Source organism: Streptomyces sp. NPDC049813, from assembly GCF_044465085.1.
Taxonomy (GTDB): domain Bacteria; phylum Actinomycetota; class Actinomycetes; order Streptomycetales; family Streptomycetaceae; genus Streptomyces.
Genome location: NZ_JBITLI010000007.1, coordinates 149,268 through 167,943 on the forward strand (window position 1 = coordinate 149,268; position 18,676 = coordinate 167,943).

Consider the following 18,676-nt stretch of genomic DNA (forward strand, 5'->3'; position numbering starts at 1 on the left):
GCGCCGCGGGCACCACTGGAATGGACGCGTGCCCCTCGCGACCGCGGTGCCCGCCCTCTCCGCACCGGACGACTGCCTCGCCCGCAACGACTGGATCTGCGGCGCCTACCTGAGCACGCGCCGCCACATCCTCCTCGACGCCGTCGTGCAGCACCTGCAGATCACCCTCGTCGCCGTGGCGATCGCCCTCGTCATCGCCGTGCCGCTGGCCGTCGTCGCCCGCAGATGGGGGTGGGCCGCCGGCCCCGTGCTCGCCCTGACCACGGTGCTCTACACGATCCCGTCCCTGGCCATGTTCTCGCTGCTGCTGCCCGCCTACGGGCTCTCCGCCACCCTCGTCGTCGCCGGGCTCGTGCTGTACTCCCTCACCCTGCTCGTGCGCAACATCCTCGCCGGGCTGCGCGCCGTGCCCGAGGAGACCCGGCAGGCCGCCCGCGGCATGGGCTACGGCCCGATCCGGCTGCTGCTCACCGTCGAACTGCCCCTCGCGCTGCCCGCCGCCCTGGCCGGCCTGCGCATCGCGACCGTCTCGGCCGTCTCCCTCGTCACCGTCGGCGCCATCGTCGGCCACGGCGGACTCGGCAACCTCATCTACGCCGGGATGAACACCTACTTCAAGGCGCAGGTGCTCACCGCCTCCGTGCTCTGCGTCGTCATCGCCGTCGCCGCCGACCTGGTGCTGCTCGGCGTCGGGCACCTCCTGACCCCCTGGACGAGAGCGAGCCGCGCGTGAAGACCCTCACCGACGCCTGGGACTGGCTCGCCGACTCCGCGCACTGGTCCGGCGACGACGGCATCTGGCACCGCCTCACCCAGCACCTCGTGCTCACGCTCGTCTGCCTCGTCATCAGCTGCCTGATCGCCCTGCCCGTCGCCCTCGTCCTCGGCCACCTCGGCAAGGGCGGGGCGCTCGCCGTCAACATCTCCAACGTGGGCCGCGCCGTGCCCACCTTCGCCGTCCTCGTACTGCTGCTCCTCACCCCGCTCGGACAGTACGGCGAAGGACCCACCGTCGTCGCCCTCGTCCTGTTCGCCGTGCCACCGCTGCTCACCAACGCCTACGTGGGCATGCGCGGCGTCGACCGGGAAGTGGTCAGGGCCGCGCGCGGGATGGGCATGACCGGACGGCAGATGCTGCTGCGGGTGGAGGCCCCGCTCGCCCTGCCGATGATCTTCAACGGGGTGCGGATCGCGGCCGTGCAGCTCGTCGCCACCGCCACCATCGCCGCCCTCGCCGGCGGCGGCGGCCTCGGGCGCATCATCACCGCCGGGTTCAACCTCGCGAGCACCCCGCAGGTCGTCGCGGGCGCCGTGCTCGTCGCCGTCTTCGCGCTGATCGTCGAAGGGCTCTTCGAGATCGCCGAACGGCTCGCTCCCGCCTGGGCCCGCGGGAACGCCGGATGAGCGCCCCGCTGCGCCGGCTCGCGGCGGCGCTCGCCCCCCTCCTGCTCGTCGCCGGCTGCGCCACCGGGCCCTCCCTGGAGACACAGGGCAAGGTGACGGCGCCCCCCGGCGACAGCAAGCACCTCGTCATCGGCTCCGCCGGATTCACCGAGAGCGACCTGCTCGCCACCATGTACGCGCTGCTCCTGCGCGACGCCGGCTACACCACCGAGATCCTCTCCGTCGCCAACCGCGAACTGTACGAACCCGCCCTGGAGTCCGGCCAGATCGACGTCGTCCCGGAGTACGCCGCCACCTTCGCCGACTGGCTCGGCGCCAAGACCCACGGGGCCGACGCCGAGCCGGTCGGCTCCCCGGACCTCGGCGCCACCATGAAGGGCCTGCGCGCGCTCGCCCGGCCGCGCGGCCTCGTCGTCCTCGACCCCGGCAGGGCCGTCGACCAGAACGCCTTCGCCGTCGCCCGCTCCTACGCCGCCGAGCACCGGCTCAGGACACTCAGCGACCTCGGCGCCGCCGGCCTCGGCGTGCGGCTCGCCGCCGGCGACGAATGCGTGCAACGCCCCTACTGCGAACCCGGGTTGAAGAAGGTCTACGGGATCGACATCACCGGCGTGGACCCCAAGGGCGTCGGCACCACGCAGTCCAAGAAGGCCGTGCAGAACGGGCAGGCCCAGATGGTGCTGACCACGAGCACCGACGCCACGCTCGCCGACTTCTCCCTCGTGCTGCTCGCCGACGACAAGAAGCTCCAGAACGCCGACTACATCGTGCCCGTCGTGAACCGCGCCCGCGCCGGCAGCCAGAAGGTCGCCGCGGCCCTGGGCGCGCTCAACCCCGTGCTGACCACCAAGGACCTGGCCGCCATGAACCAGCAGGTCGACAGCTGGCGGCGGCTGCCCGAGGACGTCGCCCGCGACTACCTCAAGGACAAGGGGCTCCTCACGTAGGCGCCATGGCCGGGCGGGTGTGCCGGGGCCGGAACGCGGGAACGCGAGCCTCCCCTCCGATGGACCCCCTGAACAGGAACGCCATGGACTCAGCCGTCGTCGTCGGCGCGGGCGTGCTCGGCGCCTGCGTCAGCTACCACCTCGCCCGCGCGGGCGTCCGGGTCGTCGTCGTGGAGGCGGCCCGGCCCGCGGCCGGCACCTCCGGCGCCACGTTCTCCGCCGACGTGACCCACCTGAAGACCCCGTACGCCTACTACCGCCTCAACCGGCAGGGCTCCGAGGAGCACCGGCAGCTCTCCGCCGCGCTCGACGGGCCGGCCTGGCGCCGTCCCGCACCGCTGCTGCAGTGGGCCGACGACGACGCGGCCCACCAGGCGCTGCGGGCCCGCGCCTCGCGGGTCCGCGGCTGGGGCCACGCCTGCCACCTCGCCCCGCCGTCAGTCCTGCGCGACCTGGCCCCGGCCGTCGACCCCGCGGCCTGCGGCGCTGACGAGATCGTGGTGCACACGGACACCTGCTGGTTCGACGCGCCGCGCTTCGTCCACGCCTTGTTGGACGCCGCCGTGCGGCACGGCGCCGAGACCCACCACGGGGTCACCGTCACCGGCCTGACACGGACCGGCGGCCGCATCACCGGCGTCCGGGCGGGCGCCCGCTCCTGGAGCGCCGACACCGTCGTCAACTGCGCGGGCCCCGGGGCCCGCGGGATCGCCGCGCTCGCCGGGGTACGGCTGCCGCTGCGGCAGGTCCCCGGCCTCGTCATCGAGAGCGAACCGCTCGCCGGGGGCCCGCTCACCGCCATCGTCGCCGCGCCCGGCATCGACCTGCGGCCCACGCCAGGCGGCGGGGTACTGGCCCTGTCCTGGGACATCGACGCCCGGCTCGGCGGCACCGCGGAGCCGGTGGCCGACGGGCTCCCGCAGGAGTTGCGGCGCCGCGCCGCCACCGTCCTGCCGGACCTGGCACGGGCCCGGATCCTGGACGCCCGGATCGGCGTGCGGCCCGTCCCGGCCGACGGGCTGCCCCTGGTCGGGGAGGCGCCCCAGGCGCCCGGCCTCTACCACCTGGTGTCGCACAGCGCGGTCACCCTGGCCCCGGTCCTCGGCCGGCTCGCCGCGCACGAGATCACCACCGGGCGGGCCGCCGCCGCACTCGCCCCCTACCGTCCGGACCGGGCCGCCCCCGACGACGTACAGGACGAGAACCTGCGCGCGATGGACGACCGGCGGCCGCACGCCGCACCGTGAGACCCGGCGGACACACCGGCACCGGGCCTCGCCCCGGCCGGCCGCTCAGGCGTCCGCGACCGAGTCGAACTCCACCTCGTCCCGGCCGACCCCCTGGGCGTCCGCGTCGACCGAGCGGCGCAGCGCCTCGTGCAGCTTCGCCGGGGTGAGCACCCCCAGGAAGCGGGAGCCGTCCAGGACCGCGACCCAGCCCGCGTCGTGCTGGAGCATCACGCCGAACGCCTGCTTGAGCGGGGCGCCGACCGGTACCCACGCGTTCATCCGGTGCGCGAGGTCCCCGACCCGCCCCTCGGGCCCGGCGAGCGCGGCCTCGTCGAGACCGATCCAGCCGTGCAGATCGCCCCCCTCGTCCAGGACCACGGCCCAGCGCGCCCCCGCGCCGCGCATCCGGGCCGCCGCCTGCGCCGTGGACTCGCCGAGCCGCGCCACCGCCGGCTGCTCCAGGTCGTCCGGCTCGATCTCGGTGACCGACAGGCGCTTGAGGCCGCGGTCCGCGCCGACGAACTCGGCGACGTACGGCGTCGCGGGCGTGCCGAGGACCGCGCCCGGCGTGTCGTACTGCTCGATGCGGCCCTGTCCGTACACCGCGATCCGGTCGCCGAGCCGGACCGCCTCCTCGATGTCGTGCGTGACCAGCAGCACCGTCTTGCGCACCGCCGCCTGCATCCGCAGGAACTCGTCCTGCAACTGCTCGCGCACCACCGGGTCGACGGCGCCGAACGGTTCGTCCATCAGGAGCACCGGCGGGTCCGCGGCGAGCGCCCGGGCCACGCCGACGCGCTGGCGCTGGCCGCCCGAGAGCTGCGCGGGGTAGCGGCCGCCGAACGTCTTCGGGTCCAGGCCCACCAGATCGAGCAGCTCGGCGGCGCGCGCCCGGGCCTTCGCCTTCTTCCAGCCGATCAGCGCGGGCACGGTCGCCGTGTTGTCGAGGACGGTGCGGTGCGGGAAGAGGCCGACCTGCTGGATGACGTAGCCGATGCGGCGGCGCAGCCGCACCGGATCGAGCGTGGCGATGTCCTCGCCGTCGACGTGGATGTGGCCGGACGTCGGCTCGATGAGCCGGTTGACCATCATCATCGTGGTGGTCTTGCCGCAGCCGGACGGGCCGACGAGCGTGACCAGTTCGCCCTCGGCGACCTCGAAGGAGAGGCCGTCCACCGCCGTCGTGCCGTCCGCGTACCGCTTGGTGACCTGATCGAACCGGATCATGGGCTCAACGTAACCGCGCCCGTCACTCCTCGCTCACCAGGATCACCTCCAGGGTGCGCGGACCGTGCACCCCCTCGACCCGGTCCAGTTCGATGTCGCTGGTCGCGGACGGGCCAGAGATCCAGGTCAGCGGGCGGGCCGGATCGAGCCGTCCGAGGGCCTGCGGGACCGAGGAGACGACCTGCGCGGGCACCCGGACCACGCAGATGTGGTGGTCGGGGACGAGCGTGATGCGACGGCGCCCCTGGTCGGGGGAGCCGTCGAGGACGATCGTGCCGGTCTCGGCGATCGCGAGCGCGCAGCCGGTCACCACGCTCTGCACGCGGTCGAGTTCCGCCGCGGTGCTGAGCGCCCGGTCGTGGACGCGCGGCGGGCCGGCGGCCGGCAGCCACTCCGGCGGCAGCCCCGGCGGGACCAGCACCGTCCCCGGCCCCCGCCGCGCCAGCAGCCGCATGATCAGGTTCGGCAGCTCCTCGGTGTCGCACCGGTGCACCAGCGCCCGGTAGTCCGCCAGGTTCTCGGCGAGCAGCTCGACCGTCTGCCCGGTCGTCCGGGAGCCGTGCTCGCGCAGATAGCCCCGGTCGATGTCGGTGCCGTACGTCGCCGGGGGCCCGGCCGGGCCGCCGAGCGCCCGCCGCACCCGGCCCAGGATCACGTCCCTGCTGCTCACTTCCGCGTGTCCTTCCCTTCGCGTCCGCCGTTCGTCCGCTGCCACCAGTCGCGGAAGGGTTCCGCCGGCACCTCCGGCAGGTCCCGGGTCGCCGTCCACGCCCGGCCTGGCCCCGGCACCGTCCGCGGATGGAAGCGGCGGGTGCGCGAGGCGAGGCGCTGGCCGGTGCCGAGCACCCCCGGGTGGGTGAACGCCCAGCGGGCCGCGCGCATCGCGGCCCGCTCCGCCGCGTGCCCCTTCGCCGGCCGCAGCGTCACCTTCGCGCCGCGCCGGGTCGCCTCGCCGCCCTGGACGACCCGCTCGCGCAGGTGCACCAGCACCTCGGGGATGTCGATGGCGACCGGGCACACCTCGTAACAGGCGCCGCACAGCGAGGACGCGTAGGGGAGCGAGGCGTCGATCTCGCCGGCCGTGCCCCGGAGTTGCGGGCTGAGGATGGCGCCGATCGGGCCCGGGTAGACCGAGCCGTAGGCATGGCCGCCCGCCCGCTCGTACACCGGGCACACGTTCAGGCAGGCCGAGCAGCGGATGCAGCGCAGGGCCTGGCGCCCGACCTCGTCGGCGAGCGTGTCGGTGCGGCCGTTGTCCAGCAGGACCAGGTGGAAGGTGGTCGGGCCGTCGGAGTCGGTGGTGCCGGTCCAGGTGGAGGTGTAGGGGTTCATGCGCTCCGCGGTCGAGGAGCGCGGCAGCGTCTGCAGGAACACCTCCAGGTCCTGCCAGGCCGGCACGAGCTTCTCGATGCCGACGACCGAGATCAGCGTCTCGGGCAGGGTCAGGCACATCCGGCCGTTGCCCTCGGACTCGACGACGACGAGGGTGCCGGTCTCGGCGACCATGAAGTTGGCGCCGGAGATGCCGACCTTGGCGCGCAGGAACTTCTCCCGCAGGTGCAGCCGGGCCGCCTCGGCCAGCTCGGCGGGGGTGTCGGTGAGCCCCTCGGGCGCCGGCCGGCCCCAACGGCCCATCTCCCGCTCGAAGATGGCGCGGATCTCGCCGCGGTTGCGGTGGATCGCCGGGACGAGGATGTGCGAGGGCCGGTCCTCGCCGAGCTGCACGATCAGCTCGGCGAGGTCGGTCTCGTACGCGGCGATCCCGGCCTCCGCGAGGGCTTCGTTGAGCCCGATCTCCTGCGTGGCCATCGACTTGACCTTGACGACCTCCGTCTCGCCCGTCTCCTGGACGAGCCGGGTGACGATCCGGTTGGCCTCGGCGGCGTCGGCGGCCCAGTGCACGGTGCCGCCCGCCGCCGTCACCGACTCCTCCAGCCGGAGGAGGTAGTGGTCGAGATGGCGCAGGGTGTGGTCCTTGATCTGCTTGCCCGCCTCGCGCAGCAGCATCCAGTCGTCGAGCTCGGAGACCGCGCGGGCCCGCTTGTCCCGGATGGTGTGGGTGGCGTGCTTCAGGTTGGCGCGCAGCGTCGTGTTCCGCACGGCGTCGTGCGCGGCCTTCGGGAACGCGGGCATCCCCACGAACGTGCCGCTCATGTCAGGGGGCCCCCTTCGGTGCTCGCCAGGATCTCCGCGATGTGGACCGGCCGCAGCTCCGTGCGGAGCCGGCTCATCGTGCCGCCGAGGTGCATCAGGCACGAGTTGTCGGCGGCGCACAGCACGTCCGCGCCGGTCGACTCGGCGTTGCGGATCTTGTCGGCGCCCATCGCCGCCGAGACGTCGGAGTTCTTCACGGCGAACGTGCCACCGAAGCCGCAGCACTCCTGCGCGCCCGGCAGCTCCACCAGGTCGAGCCCCCTGACCGCCCGCAGGAGTCGGGTGGGCCGGTCGCCGAGGCCCAGCGAGCGCAGACCGTGGCAGGTCGGGTGGTAGGTCACCTTGTGCGGGTAGTACGCGCCGACGTCGGTCACCTTCAGGACGTCGACCAGGAACTCGGTCAGCTCGTACGTCTTCGGGACCACCGGCGCGAGAGCCGTCGCCAGGGTGCCGCCGCGGCCCTCCGCGCGGGCCCGCTCGCCCATCCGCGGGTACAGCTCACGCACCATCGCCGCGCAGGACCCGGACGGCGTGACGACCGCGTCGTACGCGCCGGAGCCGAGGCCCGGAGCGAAGACATCGGAGAAGTGACGGGCGAGCGGCTCGGCCTCGTGCCGGTAGCCGGTGTTGTAGTGGGCCTGCCCGCAACAGGTCTGGGCGGCCGGGAAGTCCACGTCCACGCCGAGTCTGGTCAGCAGTTTCACCACGGCTCTGCCGGTGTCCGGATAGAGCGTGTCGTTGACACAGGTGAGGAAGAGCGCGACACGCATCGTGGCCCCTTCGGTCGGCGGTGCGGACGGGACATCGGACGGGTGCAGGGTACGTCGTGCGCGGGGCCGGGTCACGGGGCGGTGACCCGGGCCTCGGCCGCGGCCCACGGGGCGGCCGGGCCGCGCGGGGTGTAGCGGGTCAGCGCCTGGGTGCCGGCCACCAGGCGGCGGGCCGCCGCCCGGTCGCCGAGGACGCCGTCGGCGCGGGCCTGCACGAGGACGTTGCCCAGTGCGGCGGCCTCCGCGGGGCCCGCCACCACCGGCAGCCCGCAGGCGTCCGCGGTCAGCTGGCACAGCAGGGCGTTGCGGGCGCCGCCGCCGACGACGTGCACGACGTCCACGGGCCGGTCGGCCAGGCGCGCCGCCTGCGCGACGGCCCGGCGGTGGGCGAGCGCCAGCGAGTCGAGGATGCAGCGGGTCGTCTCCGCCCGGGTGCGGGGCTCGGGCTGGCCCGAGGCGCGGCAGGCGGCGGCGATCCGCTCCGGCATGGCGCCGGGCGCGAGGAAGGCGGCGGCGCCCGCGTCGACGACCGAGCGCAGCCCCCGCGCCCGGCCCGCCGCGCGCACGAGCGGCGTCACGTCCGGCTCGCCCCACGCGCGCTGGCACTCCTGGAGCAGCCACAGGCCCATGATGTTGCGCAGGTAGCGGACCGTCCCGTCGACGCCCAGCTCGTTGGTGAAGTTCGCGGCGCGGCTCTCCTCGGTGAGGACGGGCGCGTCGAGTTCGAGTCCGGCCAGGGACCAGGTGCCGGTGGAGATGTAGGCGAAGTGCTCACCCTCGGCGGCCGGGACGGCGGCGACGGCCGATGCGGTGTCGTGCGAGGCGACGGCGGTCACCGGGACGGGGCCGGTGAGACCCGTCTCGTCGAGCACGTGCGCGAGCAGCTCGCCCGCCCGCTCGCCCGGGCGGCGCAGCGGCGCGAAGAGGCCCAGGTCGATGCCGGCGCGGGCCGCGATCCCGTACGCCCAGTCACCCGTGCGCGGGTCGATCAGCTGGGTGGTGGAGGCGTTCGTCAGCTCGGTGCCCTGCTCGCCCGTGAGCCAGTAGGTGAGCAGGTCCGGAATGAGCAACGCGCGGTGCGCTGCGCGGAGTTGTGTCGTGTCGCGGGCCGCGGTCAGCTGGTACAGGGTGTTGAACGGGGCGTACTGAATGCCTGTCGTGGCGTACAGCTCGGCCGGGGGGAGGGTCGCCCGGAGTGTCTGCGCGGTGTGCTCCGTGCGGGTGTCCCGGTAGTGGAACGGGTTGCCGAGGAGGGCGCCGTCCGCGTCGAGCAGACCGTAGTCGACGGCCCAGCTGTCGATGCCGAGGGAGCGGACCTGGCCCGCTCTGCGGAGTCCTTCCAGGACGCCCGCGTAGAGGCCGAGGATGTCCCAGTGGAGGGCGGGGCCGGTGCGGACGGGTCTGTTCGGGAACCGGTGGGCCTCGCTGAGGCGCAGGGTGGCCGGGGTGACCTGGGCCGTGATGACTCGGCCGCTCGACGCGCCCAGGTCTATCGCGGCGTAGGGAGTGGTGGGCATGGGGTCGCCTTCGCGCCGTGGGAGGTGGGTGAAGAGGGCGTGTGCGGGGTGTCGCGGGCTGGTCGCGCAGTTCCCCGCGCCCCTGGCGGGGCGTCGGTTGCCGGAGTGCGGCCCTGCGCGGGCAGGACATGGCTCGCGCCCCGCCACCCCTGTCACCTCAGGAACGCCGCCGCGACCCCCGCGTCCACCGGGACGTGCAGGCCCGTCGTGTGGGTCAGGTCGCCGCCGGTCAGGGCGAACACCGCGTTCGCCACGTGCTCGGGCAGGACCTCCCGCTTGAGCAGCGTGCGCTGCGCGTAGAACTCGCCGAGCTTCTCCTCCTCGATGCCGTACGTGGCCGCGCGCTGCGCGCCCCAGCCGCCCGCGAAGATGCCGGAGCCGCGCACGACACCGTCCGGGTTGACGCCGTTGACCCGGATGCCGTCGCCGCCCAACTCGGCTGCGAGCAGCCGCACCTGATGAGCCTGGTCCGCCTTCGTGGCCGAGTAGGCGACATTGTTCGGGCCCGCGAAGACCGCGTTCTTGGAGGCGATGTAGACGATGTCGCCGCCCATGCCCTGCTGCCGCATGACGCGGGCCGCCTCGCGCGAGACGAGGAACGAGCCACGGGCCATGATGGCGTGCTGGAGGTCCCAGTCCGCGGCGGTGGTCTCCAGGAGCGGCTTGGAGATGGAGATGCCCGCGTTGTTGACGACCAGGTCGACGCCGCCGAACGCGAGCGCCGCCGCCCGGAACGCCTCGGCGATCTGCTCCTCCGAGGTGACGTCGACGGTGACCGCCACGGCCCGGTCGGGGCCGCCCAGTTCCTCCGCGACGGCGGCGGCGCCCTCGGCGTTCAGGTCGGCGACGACGACGCAGGCGCCCTCGGCGGCGAGGCGGTGCGCGATGGCCTTGCCGATGCCGCTGCCCGCGCCCGTGACCAGCGCGACCCGCGTGGCCAGCGCCTTCGGCTCCGGCATCCGCCGCAGTTTGGCCTCTTCGAGGGCCCAGTACTCGATCCGGAACTTCTCCGACTCCTCGATGGGCGCGTACGTGGAGACGGCCTCGGCGCCCCGCATCACGTTGACGGCGTTCAGGTAGAACTCGCCCGCCACCCGCGCCGTCTGCTTGTCCTTGCCGAAGCTGAACATGCCGATGCCGGGCACGAGCACGATCGCCGGGTCAGCGCCGCGCATCGCGGGGGAGTCCGCCGAGGCATGGCGCGTGTAGTACGCCGCGTACTCCTCGCGGTAGGCGGCGTGCAGCTCCGTCAACCGGGCCGCCACAGCGTCGAGTCCGGCGGTCGGGGGCAGATCGAGGACGAGCGGGCGCACCTTCGTGCGCAGGAAGTGGTCCGGGCAGGAGGTGCCGAGGGCGGCGAGGCGCGGGTGCTCGGCGCGGGCCAGGAAGTCGAGCACGGTCTGCGAGTCGTCGAAGTGGCCGACCTGGGGGCGGTCGTGGGAGGCGAGGCCGCGGACGAGCGGTGCCAGTGCGGCCGCCCGCGCCCGGCGCTCGGCCGTGTCCAGGGCCGCGTAGCCCTCGACGACGGGACCGAACGGTTCGGGCCTGCCGCGCTCGGCGAGGAACGTCTCGGCGGTGCGGATGATGAACAGGGAGTTCGCCTCGCACTCCTCGGCGGTGGCGCCCCACGCGGTGATGCCGTGACCGCCCAGGACGCAGCCGACGGCTTGCGGATGGGCGGACTTGATCTCCGCGATGTCCAGGCCCAGCTGGAATCCGGGGCGCCGCCACGGCACCCACACCACCTTGTCGCCGAAGCACGCGGCGGTCAGCTTCTCGCCGTCGGCGGCGCAGGCCAGGGCGATGCCGGAGTCGGGGTGCAGGTGGTCGACGTGGGCGGCGTCCACCAGAGCGTGCATCGCGGTGTCGATGGACGGGGCGGCGCCGCCCTTGCCGTGCAGGCAGTAGTCGAACGCGGCGACCATCTCGTCCTCGCGCTCCACCCCCGGGTACACCGCGGTGAGCGCGCGCAGCCGGTCCAGGCGCAGCGCGGCGAGCCCGGCCCCGGTGAGGGTGCCCAGATCGCCGCCGGAGCCCTTGACCCACATCAGCTCGACGTCGCCGCCGGTCACCGGGTCGGTGGCGGTGCCTTTGGCGGAGGTGTTGCCGCCTGCGTAGTTGGTGTTGCGGGGGTCGGCGCCGAGCCGGTTCGAGCGCGCGAGCAGGGCGCTGACTTCGGGGTGCGTAGACATGCGGTGATCGGTCCCTTTGCGTGTGGGTTCTGGCTGCGGGGCGCCCCGGTGGGGCGCGGGGAACTGCGCGAGCGACCACGGGCGCGGCGCGGCCGCCCGCCCCGGCCCCCGGCAGACGCCTCGGTCAGGCCCCCCACCCCGCCTGTTCGCCGCCCACGCGCTCGGCCACGATCCGCTCCTGCCAGCCACTGGCGTGGTACGCCGCGACGGGGTCCGGGTGCAGGCCCTGCTCCTCGCGCAGTTCCCGCAACAGAGGACGCACGTCGGTGTTGTACGCGTCCATGAGCGCGGCGTTGGCGGCGAGGACGTCGCCCTCGCGCTGGGCCGCGGCGAGCGCGTCGCGGTCGACCAAGAGCGCCTTGGCGGTCGCCTCCTGCACGTTCAGCACCGAGCGGATGACCGCGGGGATCTTCGCCTCGATGTTGTGGCACTGGTCGAGCATGAACGCCACGTCCGTCTCCGCGTCGAAGCCGCCGTTCTGGGCGACCTCGTGCAGGATGCGGAAGAGCTGGAAGGGGTCGGCGGAGCCCACCATCAGGTCGTCGTCCGCGTAGAAGCGGGAGTTGAAGTCGAAGCCGCCGAGCCGCCCCTCGCGCAGCAGCAGCGCCACGATGAACTCGATGTTGGTGCCGGGCGCGTGGTGGCCGGTGTCGACCACGACCCGCGCGCGCTCGCCGAGCTTGAGGCACTGCAGGTACGAGGTGCCCCAGTCCGGCACGTCCGTCGTGTAGAAGGCGGGCTCGAACAGCTTGTACTCCAGAAGCAGGCGCTGGTCGTCGCCGAGCCGCTCGTAGACCGTCGCGAGGGACTCCGCGAGCCGGTCCTGGCGGGCCACGATGTCGTCCTGGCCGGGGTAGTTGGTGCCGTCGGCGAGCCACAGCTTCAGGTCCGTGGAGCCGGTCGCGTCCATGATGTCGACGCACTCCAGCAGGTGCCCCACCGCCTTGCGGCGCACCCTGGGGTCGGGGTGGCAGACGCTGCCGAGCTTGTAGTCGTCGTCCTGGAAGGTGTTGGAGTTGATGGTGCCGAGGGCGACACCGCGCTCCTTGGCGTAGGCGGCGAGCGCCGCGTAGTCGTCGACGGCGTCCCACGGGATGTGCAGCGCCACCTTGGGCGCGATACCGGTGAACTCGTGCACCTTCGCCGCGTCGTCCAGCTTCTCCCGAGCCGTGCGCGGCACGCCGGCCTGGGCGAACACCTTGAACCGGGTGCCGGAGTTGCCGTAGCCCCAGGACGGCGTCTCGATCCGCTGGCCGGCGAGTGCGGCCTTGACGGCAGCAAAGTCAGGCATGTCCACCTCTGAGTGCGTGAATCGATTCACTTCGCTGGGGAAGTTAACCCCGCGGGAACGGGGCGTCAAGGGGTCCGGCAGGCGGCCAAGTGCGTTACGCAATCGTGCTGTTGCCGGGTTCTCCCCGGTCGTCCCCGCTCTCTCCTCGCAGTTCACGGCGGAGCGAGAGCGGCGAAGAGGGCAATTCGCCCCGGCGCGGAACAGCGGCTGCGTTCCCGCCTCTTGACCTCCCCGGAGGACCGGAGCTAGCTTCCGGGCAACTTCACTGAAACATTTCACAGCCGGTGGTGGCCACTTGGCGCCCGGCGCCCGGAACACTGCCGTGCACGCGGCACGGCCGGGCCCACTCCCGCACACTCACGGAGACACGCAATGACGCATCCTGAACCGGGGACCGTCCCGGTGCTCGCGCTGGAGGGGGTGAGCAAGTCCTTCGGCGCGGTGCGCGCCCTGCGCGGCGTCAGCCTGCGGCTGTACGCCGGAGAGGCGCACGCCCTCGCCGGTGAGAACGGCGCGGGCAAGTCGACCCTCATCAAAGCCCTCGCCGGGGTGCACAGGCCCGACACCGGCACGGTCCTGCTCGACGGCGCTCCGGTGGAGTTCCACGGCCCCGCCGACGCCCGGGACGCCGGCGTCGCCGTCATCTACCAGGAGCCCACGCTCTTCCCCGACCTGTCCATCGCCGAGAACATCTTCATGGGCCGCCAGCCGCGCCGCTCCCTTCGCCGCGTCGACCACCGCGCGGTCAAGGAGGCCACGGCCGCACTCTTCAAGCGGCTCGGTGTCGCGCTCGACCCGGACCAGCCCGCGCGCGGCCTGTCCATCGCCGACCAGCAGCTCGTCGAGATCGCCAAGGCGCTCTCCTTCGACGCCCGCGTCCTGATCATGGACGAGCCGACCGCCGCGCTCACCGGCAGCGAGGTCGCCCGCCTCTTCGGCGTCGTGCGCACCCTGCGCGAACAGGGCGCCGCCGTGCTGTTCATCTCGCACCGCCTCGAGGAGATCTTCGGGCTGTGCCAGCGTGTCACGACGCTGCGCGACGGCGCCTTCGTCGCCGGCGAACCGCTCGACGGGCTGACCGAGGACGACCTCGTGCGCCGCATGGTCGGCCGCGACCTCGACGAGCTCTACCCCAAGCAGGAGACCGAGATCGGCGACGTCGCCCTGGACGTGCGCCGGCTGACCCGCGAGGGCGTCTTCACCGACGTCTCCTTCACGGTGCGGCGCGGCGAGATCGTCGGCCTCGCCGGACTCGTCGGCGCGGGCCGCAGCGAGGTGGCTCGCGCCGTCTTCGGCGTCGACCGCTTCGACGGCGGCGAGGTCGAGGTGCTCGGCCGCAGGCTCAAGCCCGGCGCCCCGAGCCTCGCCATGCACGCCGGGCTCGCGCTCGTCCCCGAGGACCGCCGCGCCCAGGGCCTAGTGATGGACATGTCCATCGAGCGCAACATCGGCCTGACCGGCTTCGCCGACACCAGCCGCGCCGGACTCATGAACCGCAGGGCCGAGCGCAGCCGCTCCCTCGACTGGTCCGTCAGGCTCCAGGTCAAGTACGCGCGCCTCGCCGACGTCGTCGGCACCCTGTCCGGCGGCAACCAGCAGAAGGTCGTCCTCGCCAAGTGGCTCGCCACCGGCCCGCAGGTGCTCATTGTCGACGAACCGACCCGGGGCATCGACGTCGGCACCAAGGCCGAGGTGCACCGGCTGCTGTCCTCGCTCGCCGCCGAGGGCGTCGCCGTCCTGATGATCTCCTCCGACCTGCCGGAGATCCTCGGCATGGCCGACCGGGTGCTCGTCATGCACGAGGGGCGCCTCGCCGCGGAGTTCTCGCGGGCCGAGGCGGACGAGGAGTCCGTGATGGCCGCGGCCACGGGGAGGGCCGCCTGATGTGCGCCGACTCGTTGTTCGTTGTCGCTCGTTCGTCCGCGGATGCGGATGCGGATGCGGATGCGGGTGCTTCGTGGTTGCTCGCGCCGTTCCTCGCGCCCCCGAGGCACGTAGAGGTGACTGGATCATGACTATCACCGCCCCACCCGTGCACGAGGACACCGCACCGGAACCCACCGCCGGGCGCCGCCTCATCGACAAGGTGTTCAAGGCCCGCGAGATCGCCGTCGCCGGTGTGCTCGTGCTCATGCTGCTCGCCACGCAGGTCTCCAACAGCGAGTTCCTGTCCGAGCAGGGCGTCAAGGACCTCCTGTTGAACGCCACCATCCTGGTCCTCGTCGCCACCGGCCAGGCCGTCGTCGTCATCACCCGCAACGTCGACCTGTCCGTCGGCTCCGTCCTCGGCATCTCCGCGTTCGCCACGGGCGACTACCTGCAAGGCGGTGGCAGTTCGCTGCTCGCCGTCCTCTACGCCGTCGCCGTCGGCGCCCTCTTCGGCGTCCTGAACGGCGCCCTGGTCAGCCTCGGCAAGGTGCCCGCCCTCGTCGTCACCCTCGGCACCCTGTACGTGGTGCGCGGCATCGACTCCATCTGGGTCGGCTCCCAGCAGATCGTCGCCGCCGACCTGCCCGGCTCCTTCGTCGGCTTCGGCCACGACGGCCTGTGGATCGTGCCCTACCTGGCGCTGCTCGCCGTCGCCGTCCTGCTCTGCGTCGGCTACTACCTGCGCAGCTACCGCAGCGGCCGCGACCTGTACGCGCTCGGCTCCAGCCCCGAGGCCGCCTCCCTGGCCGGTATCTCCGTCCGCAAGCGCATCATGACCGCCTACGTGCTGTGCGGCGCGCTCGCCGGACTCGCCGGCGCCCTCTACCTGGCGCGTTTCGGCAACGTCGACTCCGCCACCGGCAACGGCTACGAACTCACCGTCGTCAGCGCCGTCGTCGTCGGCGGCGTCGCCTTCACCGGGGGCTCCGGCACCGTCTACGGCGCGGCCCTCGGCGCCCTGCTGCTGACCTCCATCAACAGCGTCCTGCCCGCCATCGGCGTCAGCTCCGTGTGGGTCACCGCCATCAACGGGATCCTGCTGCTGCTGGCCATCGCCGTCGACCGGATCGTGGCCCTGCGGGTCGCCGCGGTGCTGCGCAAGCAGGCCGCACAGATGAGGAGTGCCCGCCATGCCTGACCGCCCCGAGGCAACATCCCTGAAGAACGCCGTGCGCTGGGACACCGCCGTGGGCGCCCTGCTCGTCGTGCTGCTGCTCTGCTCGTTCTCGTTCGTCGACAACTTCGGCAACGCGCTCAACCTCTCGTTCCTGATCGGCAACACGCTGCCCATCGCCCTGGTCGCGCTGCCCATGACGCTGCTGGTCGTCTCCGGCGAGGTCGACCTGTCGGTGGGCTCCACGGCCGGCCTGTCCGGCGCCGTGATGGGCGCCCTGTGGAACAACGGCATGGCGATCGAGACGATCATCCCGCTCTGCCTGGTCCTCGGCGTCCTGTGCGGCCTGGTCAACGGGGTGCTCGTGACCCGCCTCGGCCTGCCGTCCCTCGCCGTCACCATCGGCACCATGGCCGCCTACCGCGGCATCGCCCAGATCGTCCTCGGCTCCGACTCCGTCACCGACTTCCCCGCGCAGTACCTGGACTTCGGCGCGGGCCGCTTCGGTGACACGTTCCTGCCGTACGCGGCGCTGCCGTTCCTGGTCCTGCTCGCCATCGCCGTGGTCGTGCTGCACGCCACCCGCGTCGGCCGCTCGCTCTTCGCGATCGGCGCCGGCGAGGAGGCGGCCCGCTTCTCCGGCGTCCGCGTCAAGCGGCTCAAGCTCTCCATGTTCGTGACGACCGGCGTGCTCTCCGCGCTGACCGGCGTCTTCTGGGCCCTGCACTACGCCAGCGCCCGCTACGACAACGCCACCGGACTCGAACTCTCCGTCATCGCCGCCGTCCTGCTCGGCGGCATCGACTTCGACGGCGGCAAGGGCACCCTCGGCGGCGCCGTCGCGGGCGTCTTCCTGCTCGGCACGCTCCAGAACGTGATGAGCCTGCTCAACGTCTCCGCGCAGTCCCAGATCGTCGTCACCGGCGTCCTGCTGGTGGTCTCCGTGCTCGCCCCGCGCGTCGGCCGCCAGATCGCGCAGGCCCGGGCCCGCCGCAGGGCGGCCGCGGCCCCGCCGCCGACGGCACCGGCCACCTCGTGACCAGCCCGCCCGCACCCCGACTCCGTACAGCCCACCACCCGTAAGGAACCGCCATGTCCCGGACCGCCACCGCCAGAACCCGCCGACTCACCGCCGCCCTCGCGGTCTCCTCCGTGCTCGTCCTCGGCGCCACCGCCTGCGGCGGCACCACCAAGGACGACGCCGACAAGGAGGCGGCCAGGTCCGACACGGCCGGCAAGGCCGACCCGAACGCGGCGATCAAGAAGGGCCTCACGGTCGCCTTCCTGCCCAAGCAGGTCAACAACCCGTACTTCACCACCTCCGACACCGGCGGCAAGAAGGCCGTCGAGGAGCTCGGCTCGACGTACAAGGAGGTCGGCACCAGCAGCGGCACCGACACCTCCGGGCAGGTCTCCTACGTCAACACCCTCACCCAGCAGCAGGCCGACGCCATCGCCGTCTCCGCGCAGGACCCGGGCGCCCTGTGCACCGCTCTCAAGCAGGCCATGAAGAACGGCGTCAGCGTCGTCACGTACGACTCCGACACCAAGGCCGACTGCCGCGACGTCTTCGTCTCGCAGGCCTCCGCCGAGGACCTCGGCCGCACCCAGGTGCAGCAGCTGGCGCAGCAGATCGGCAACAAGGGCGAGATCGCGATCCTCTCGGCGGCCCAGACGGCCACCAACCAGAACACGTGGATCGACTACATGAAGGACGAGCTGAAGAAGCCCGAGTACAAGGACATCAAGCTCGTCACGACCGCCTACGGCGACGACGACGCCCAGAAGTCGTTCCAGCAGACGCAGGGGCTCCTCCAGGAGCACCCGAAGCTGAAGGGGATCATCTCCCCGACCACCGTCGGCATCAAGGCCGCCGCCCAGTACCTGTCCGGCTCCAAGTACAAGGGCAAGGTCAAGCTGACCGGCCTCGGCACCCCCAACGACATGCGGGCCTACGTCAAGAACGGCACCGTCGAGGTCTTCGAGCTGTGGGACCCGGCCAAGCTGGGCGCCCTCGCCGCGCACACCGCCGTCGCCCTGGAGTCCGGCCGGATCACCGGCAAGGAGGGCGAGAGCTACAAGGCGGGCGATCTCGGCGAGTTCACCATCGGAAAGGACGGCGTCGTCTCCCTCGGCAAGCCGACCGTCTTCGACAAGAAGAACATCGACCAGTACAAGTTCTGAGCCGCGAGGGGACGGGAGGGGGCTCCATGACGGACACGCAGCGCGTCTGTTTCCTGCTGAAGGTCAGGGCCGACCGCGTCGACGAGTACCGCGCGTGCCACCAGGACGTGTGGCAGGAGATGCGCCAGGCACTGACCGCCGCCGGCTGGCACAACTACTCGCTCTTCCTGCGCGAGGACGGCCTGCTCGTCGGCTACCTGGAGACGGCCGACTTCGACGCGGCGCGCGCCGCCATGGACGCCACCGACGTCAACGCCCGCTGGCAGGCCCGGACAGCCGGCCTCTTCGAGGAGCTGGACGGGCTCGCCCCGGACGCCGCGATGCGGCCGCTCACCGAGGTCTTCCACCTTGCCTGAGCGCGGATCCGTCGGCATCAAGGACGTGGCGCGCGTCGCCGGGGTCTCGGTGGGCACCGTCTCCAACGTCCTCAACCAGCCCCACCGGGTCTCCGAACCGACCCGGCGCCACGTCCAGCACGTCATCGCCCGGCTCGGCTACGTCCGCAGCGAGTACGCCCGCCAGCTGCGCGCCGGGCACAGCCGCATCATGGCGCTGCTCGTGCTCGACATGGGCAACCCGTTCTTCGTGGACGTCGCGCGCGGCGCCGCACCCGCCCCCCCCCCCCCCCGGGGGGGGGGGGGGGGGTGGAACAACCCCCAGAGCGCCCCCCCCGGGGGCGCGGAAAACAAGCACATAGCCCAAAAAAACCGTCGCGGGC

16 protein-coding genes and 1 pseudogene are annotated in these 18,676 nt (G+C 72.9%); 10 read left to right on the forward strand and 7 right to left on the reverse strand.

The features are described 5' to 3' along the window. Positions 1 to 28: 28 nt before the first annotated feature. The 4 genes from ACIBW6_RS17250 to ACIBW6_RS17265 all read left to right on the forward strand — a co-directional run bounded on the left by ACIBW6_RS17250 (position 29) and on the right by ACIBW6_RS17265 (position 3,598). Positions 29 to 733 carry an ABC transporter permease gene (locus ACIBW6_RS17250; RefSeq protein ID WP_399060276.1) on the forward strand — a complete coding sequence of 235 codons (705 nt, stop codon included), beginning with the start codon at positions 29 to 31 and terminating at the stop codon, positions 731 to 733. Beyond that, a complete protein-coding gene (locus ACIBW6_RS17255) occupies positions 730 to 1,404 on the forward strand; it encodes an ABC transporter permease (RefSeq protein WP_399060278.1) in 675 nt (224 codons plus the stop codon). The genes ACIBW6_RS17250 and ACIBW6_RS17255 overlap by 4 nt, the downstream gene beginning before the upstream one ends. Then, entirely contained in the window at positions 1,401 to 2,351 is a 951-nt protein-coding gene (locus ACIBW6_RS17260) for an ABC transporter substrate-binding protein (protein WP_399060280.1), read from the forward strand. Before ACIBW6_RS17255 ends, ACIBW6_RS17260 begins: the two co-directional genes overlap by 4 nt. A gap of 83 nt (positions 2,352 to 2,434) precedes the next feature. Next, positions 2,435 to 3,598, forward strand: coding sequence for an NAD(P)/FAD-dependent oxidoreductase (locus tag ACIBW6_RS17265; RefSeq protein WP_399060282.1), 1,164 nt, complete (start codon positions 2,435 to 2,437; stop codon positions 3,596 to 3,598). 45 nt (positions 3,599 to 3,643) lie between these two features. Here the strand turns inward: ACIBW6_RS17265 and ACIBW6_RS17270 are convergent, their stop codons facing one another. From ACIBW6_RS17270 to rhaI, 7 genes are all read right to left on the reverse strand, one after another. Then, the gene (locus tag ACIBW6_RS17270) at positions 3,644 to 4,807 is read right to left on the reverse strand and encodes an ABC transporter ATP-binding protein (RefSeq protein ID WP_399060284.1); all 1,164 of its coding nucleotides are present in this window, start codon (positions 4,805 to 4,807) and stop codon (positions 3,644 to 3,646) included. A gap of 22 nt (positions 4,808 to 4,829) precedes the next feature. After that, complete coding sequence (locus ACIBW6_RS17275) at positions 4,830 to 5,477, reverse strand: lactate utilization protein C (RefSeq protein ID WP_399060286.1); 648 nt, start codon at positions 5,475 to 5,477, stop codon at positions 4,830 to 4,832. Next, a complete protein-coding gene (locus ACIBW6_RS17280; RefSeq protein WP_399060288.1) occupies positions 5,474 to 6,961 on the reverse strand; it encodes a lactate utilization protein B in 1,488 nt (495 codons plus the stop codon). The genes ACIBW6_RS17275 and ACIBW6_RS17280 overlap by 4 nt, the downstream gene beginning before the upstream one ends. Continuing rightward, positions 6,958 to 7,731 (reverse strand): (Fe-S)-binding protein, encoded by a 774-nt coding sequence (locus ACIBW6_RS17285; RefSeq protein ID WP_399060290.1) that lies wholly within the window; start codon positions 7,729 to 7,731, stop codon positions 6,958 to 6,960. The genes ACIBW6_RS17280 and ACIBW6_RS17285 overlap by 4 nt, the downstream gene beginning before the upstream one ends. A 71-nt stretch (positions 7,732 to 7,802) precedes the next feature. Further along, positions 7,803 to 9,248 (reverse strand): rhamnulokinase family protein, encoded by a 1,446-nt coding sequence (locus tag ACIBW6_RS17290; RefSeq protein WP_399060292.1) that lies wholly within the window; start codon positions 9,246 to 9,248, stop codon positions 7,803 to 7,805. Between the two features lie 152 nt (positions 9,249 to 9,400). Continuing rightward, on the reverse strand, positions 9,401 to 11,440 hold the full coding sequence (locus tag ACIBW6_RS17295; RefSeq protein ID WP_399060294.1) for a bifunctional aldolase/short-chain dehydrogenase: 2,040 nt from the start codon (positions 11,438 to 11,440) through the stop codon (positions 9,401 to 9,403). Positions 11,441 to 11,564: 124 nt separating this feature from the next. Further along, on the reverse strand, positions 11,565 to 12,731 hold the full coding sequence (gene rhaI, locus ACIBW6_RS17300; protein ID WP_399060296.1) for an L-rhamnose isomerase: 1,167 nt from the start codon (positions 12,729 to 12,731) through the stop codon (positions 11,565 to 11,567). Positions 12,732 to 13,103: 372 nt separating this feature from the next. Between rhaI and ACIBW6_RS17305 the strand changes: the two genes are divergently transcribed. From ACIBW6_RS17305 to ACIBW6_RS17330, 6 genes and pseudogenes are all read left to right on the forward strand, one after another. After that, positions 13,104 to 14,615 carry a sugar ABC transporter ATP-binding protein gene (locus ACIBW6_RS17305; protein ID WP_399060298.1) on the forward strand — a complete coding sequence of 504 codons (1,512 nt, stop codon included), beginning with the start codon at positions 13,104 to 13,106 and terminating at the stop codon, positions 14,613 to 14,615. Between the two features lie 127 nt (positions 14,616 to 14,742). After that, a complete protein-coding gene (locus tag ACIBW6_RS17310; protein ID WP_399060300.1) occupies positions 14,743 to 15,798 on the forward strand; it encodes an ABC transporter permease in 1,056 nt (351 codons plus the stop codon). Beyond that, positions 15,791 to 16,813 carry an ABC transporter permease gene (locus ACIBW6_RS17315; RefSeq protein ID WP_399060302.1) on the forward strand — a complete coding sequence of 341 codons (1,023 nt, stop codon included), beginning with the start codon at positions 15,791 to 15,793 and terminating at the stop codon, positions 16,811 to 16,813. Before ACIBW6_RS17310 ends, ACIBW6_RS17315 begins: the two co-directional genes overlap by 8 nt. A gap of 53 nt (positions 16,814 to 16,866) precedes the next feature. Then, positions 16,867 to 17,958, forward strand: a complete 1,092-nt coding sequence (gene rhaS, locus ACIBW6_RS17320; RefSeq protein WP_399060304.1) for a rhamnose ABC transporter substrate-binding protein — start codon at positions 16,867 to 16,869, stop codon at positions 17,956 to 17,958. Between the two features lie 26 nt (positions 17,959 to 17,984). Continuing rightward, positions 17,985 to 18,314 (forward strand): L-rhamnose mutarotase, encoded by a 330-nt coding sequence (locus ACIBW6_RS17325; RefSeq protein ID WP_399060306.1) that lies wholly within the window; start codon positions 17,985 to 17,987, stop codon positions 18,312 to 18,314. Further along, positions 18,307 to 18,573: pseudogene (locus ACIBW6_RS17330) on the forward strand (LacI family DNA-binding transcriptional regulator); the annotation flags it as partial. The gene ACIBW6_RS17325 and the pseudogene ACIBW6_RS17330, both read left to right, overlap by 8 nt. Positions 18,574 to 18,676 lie beyond the last annotated feature (103 nt).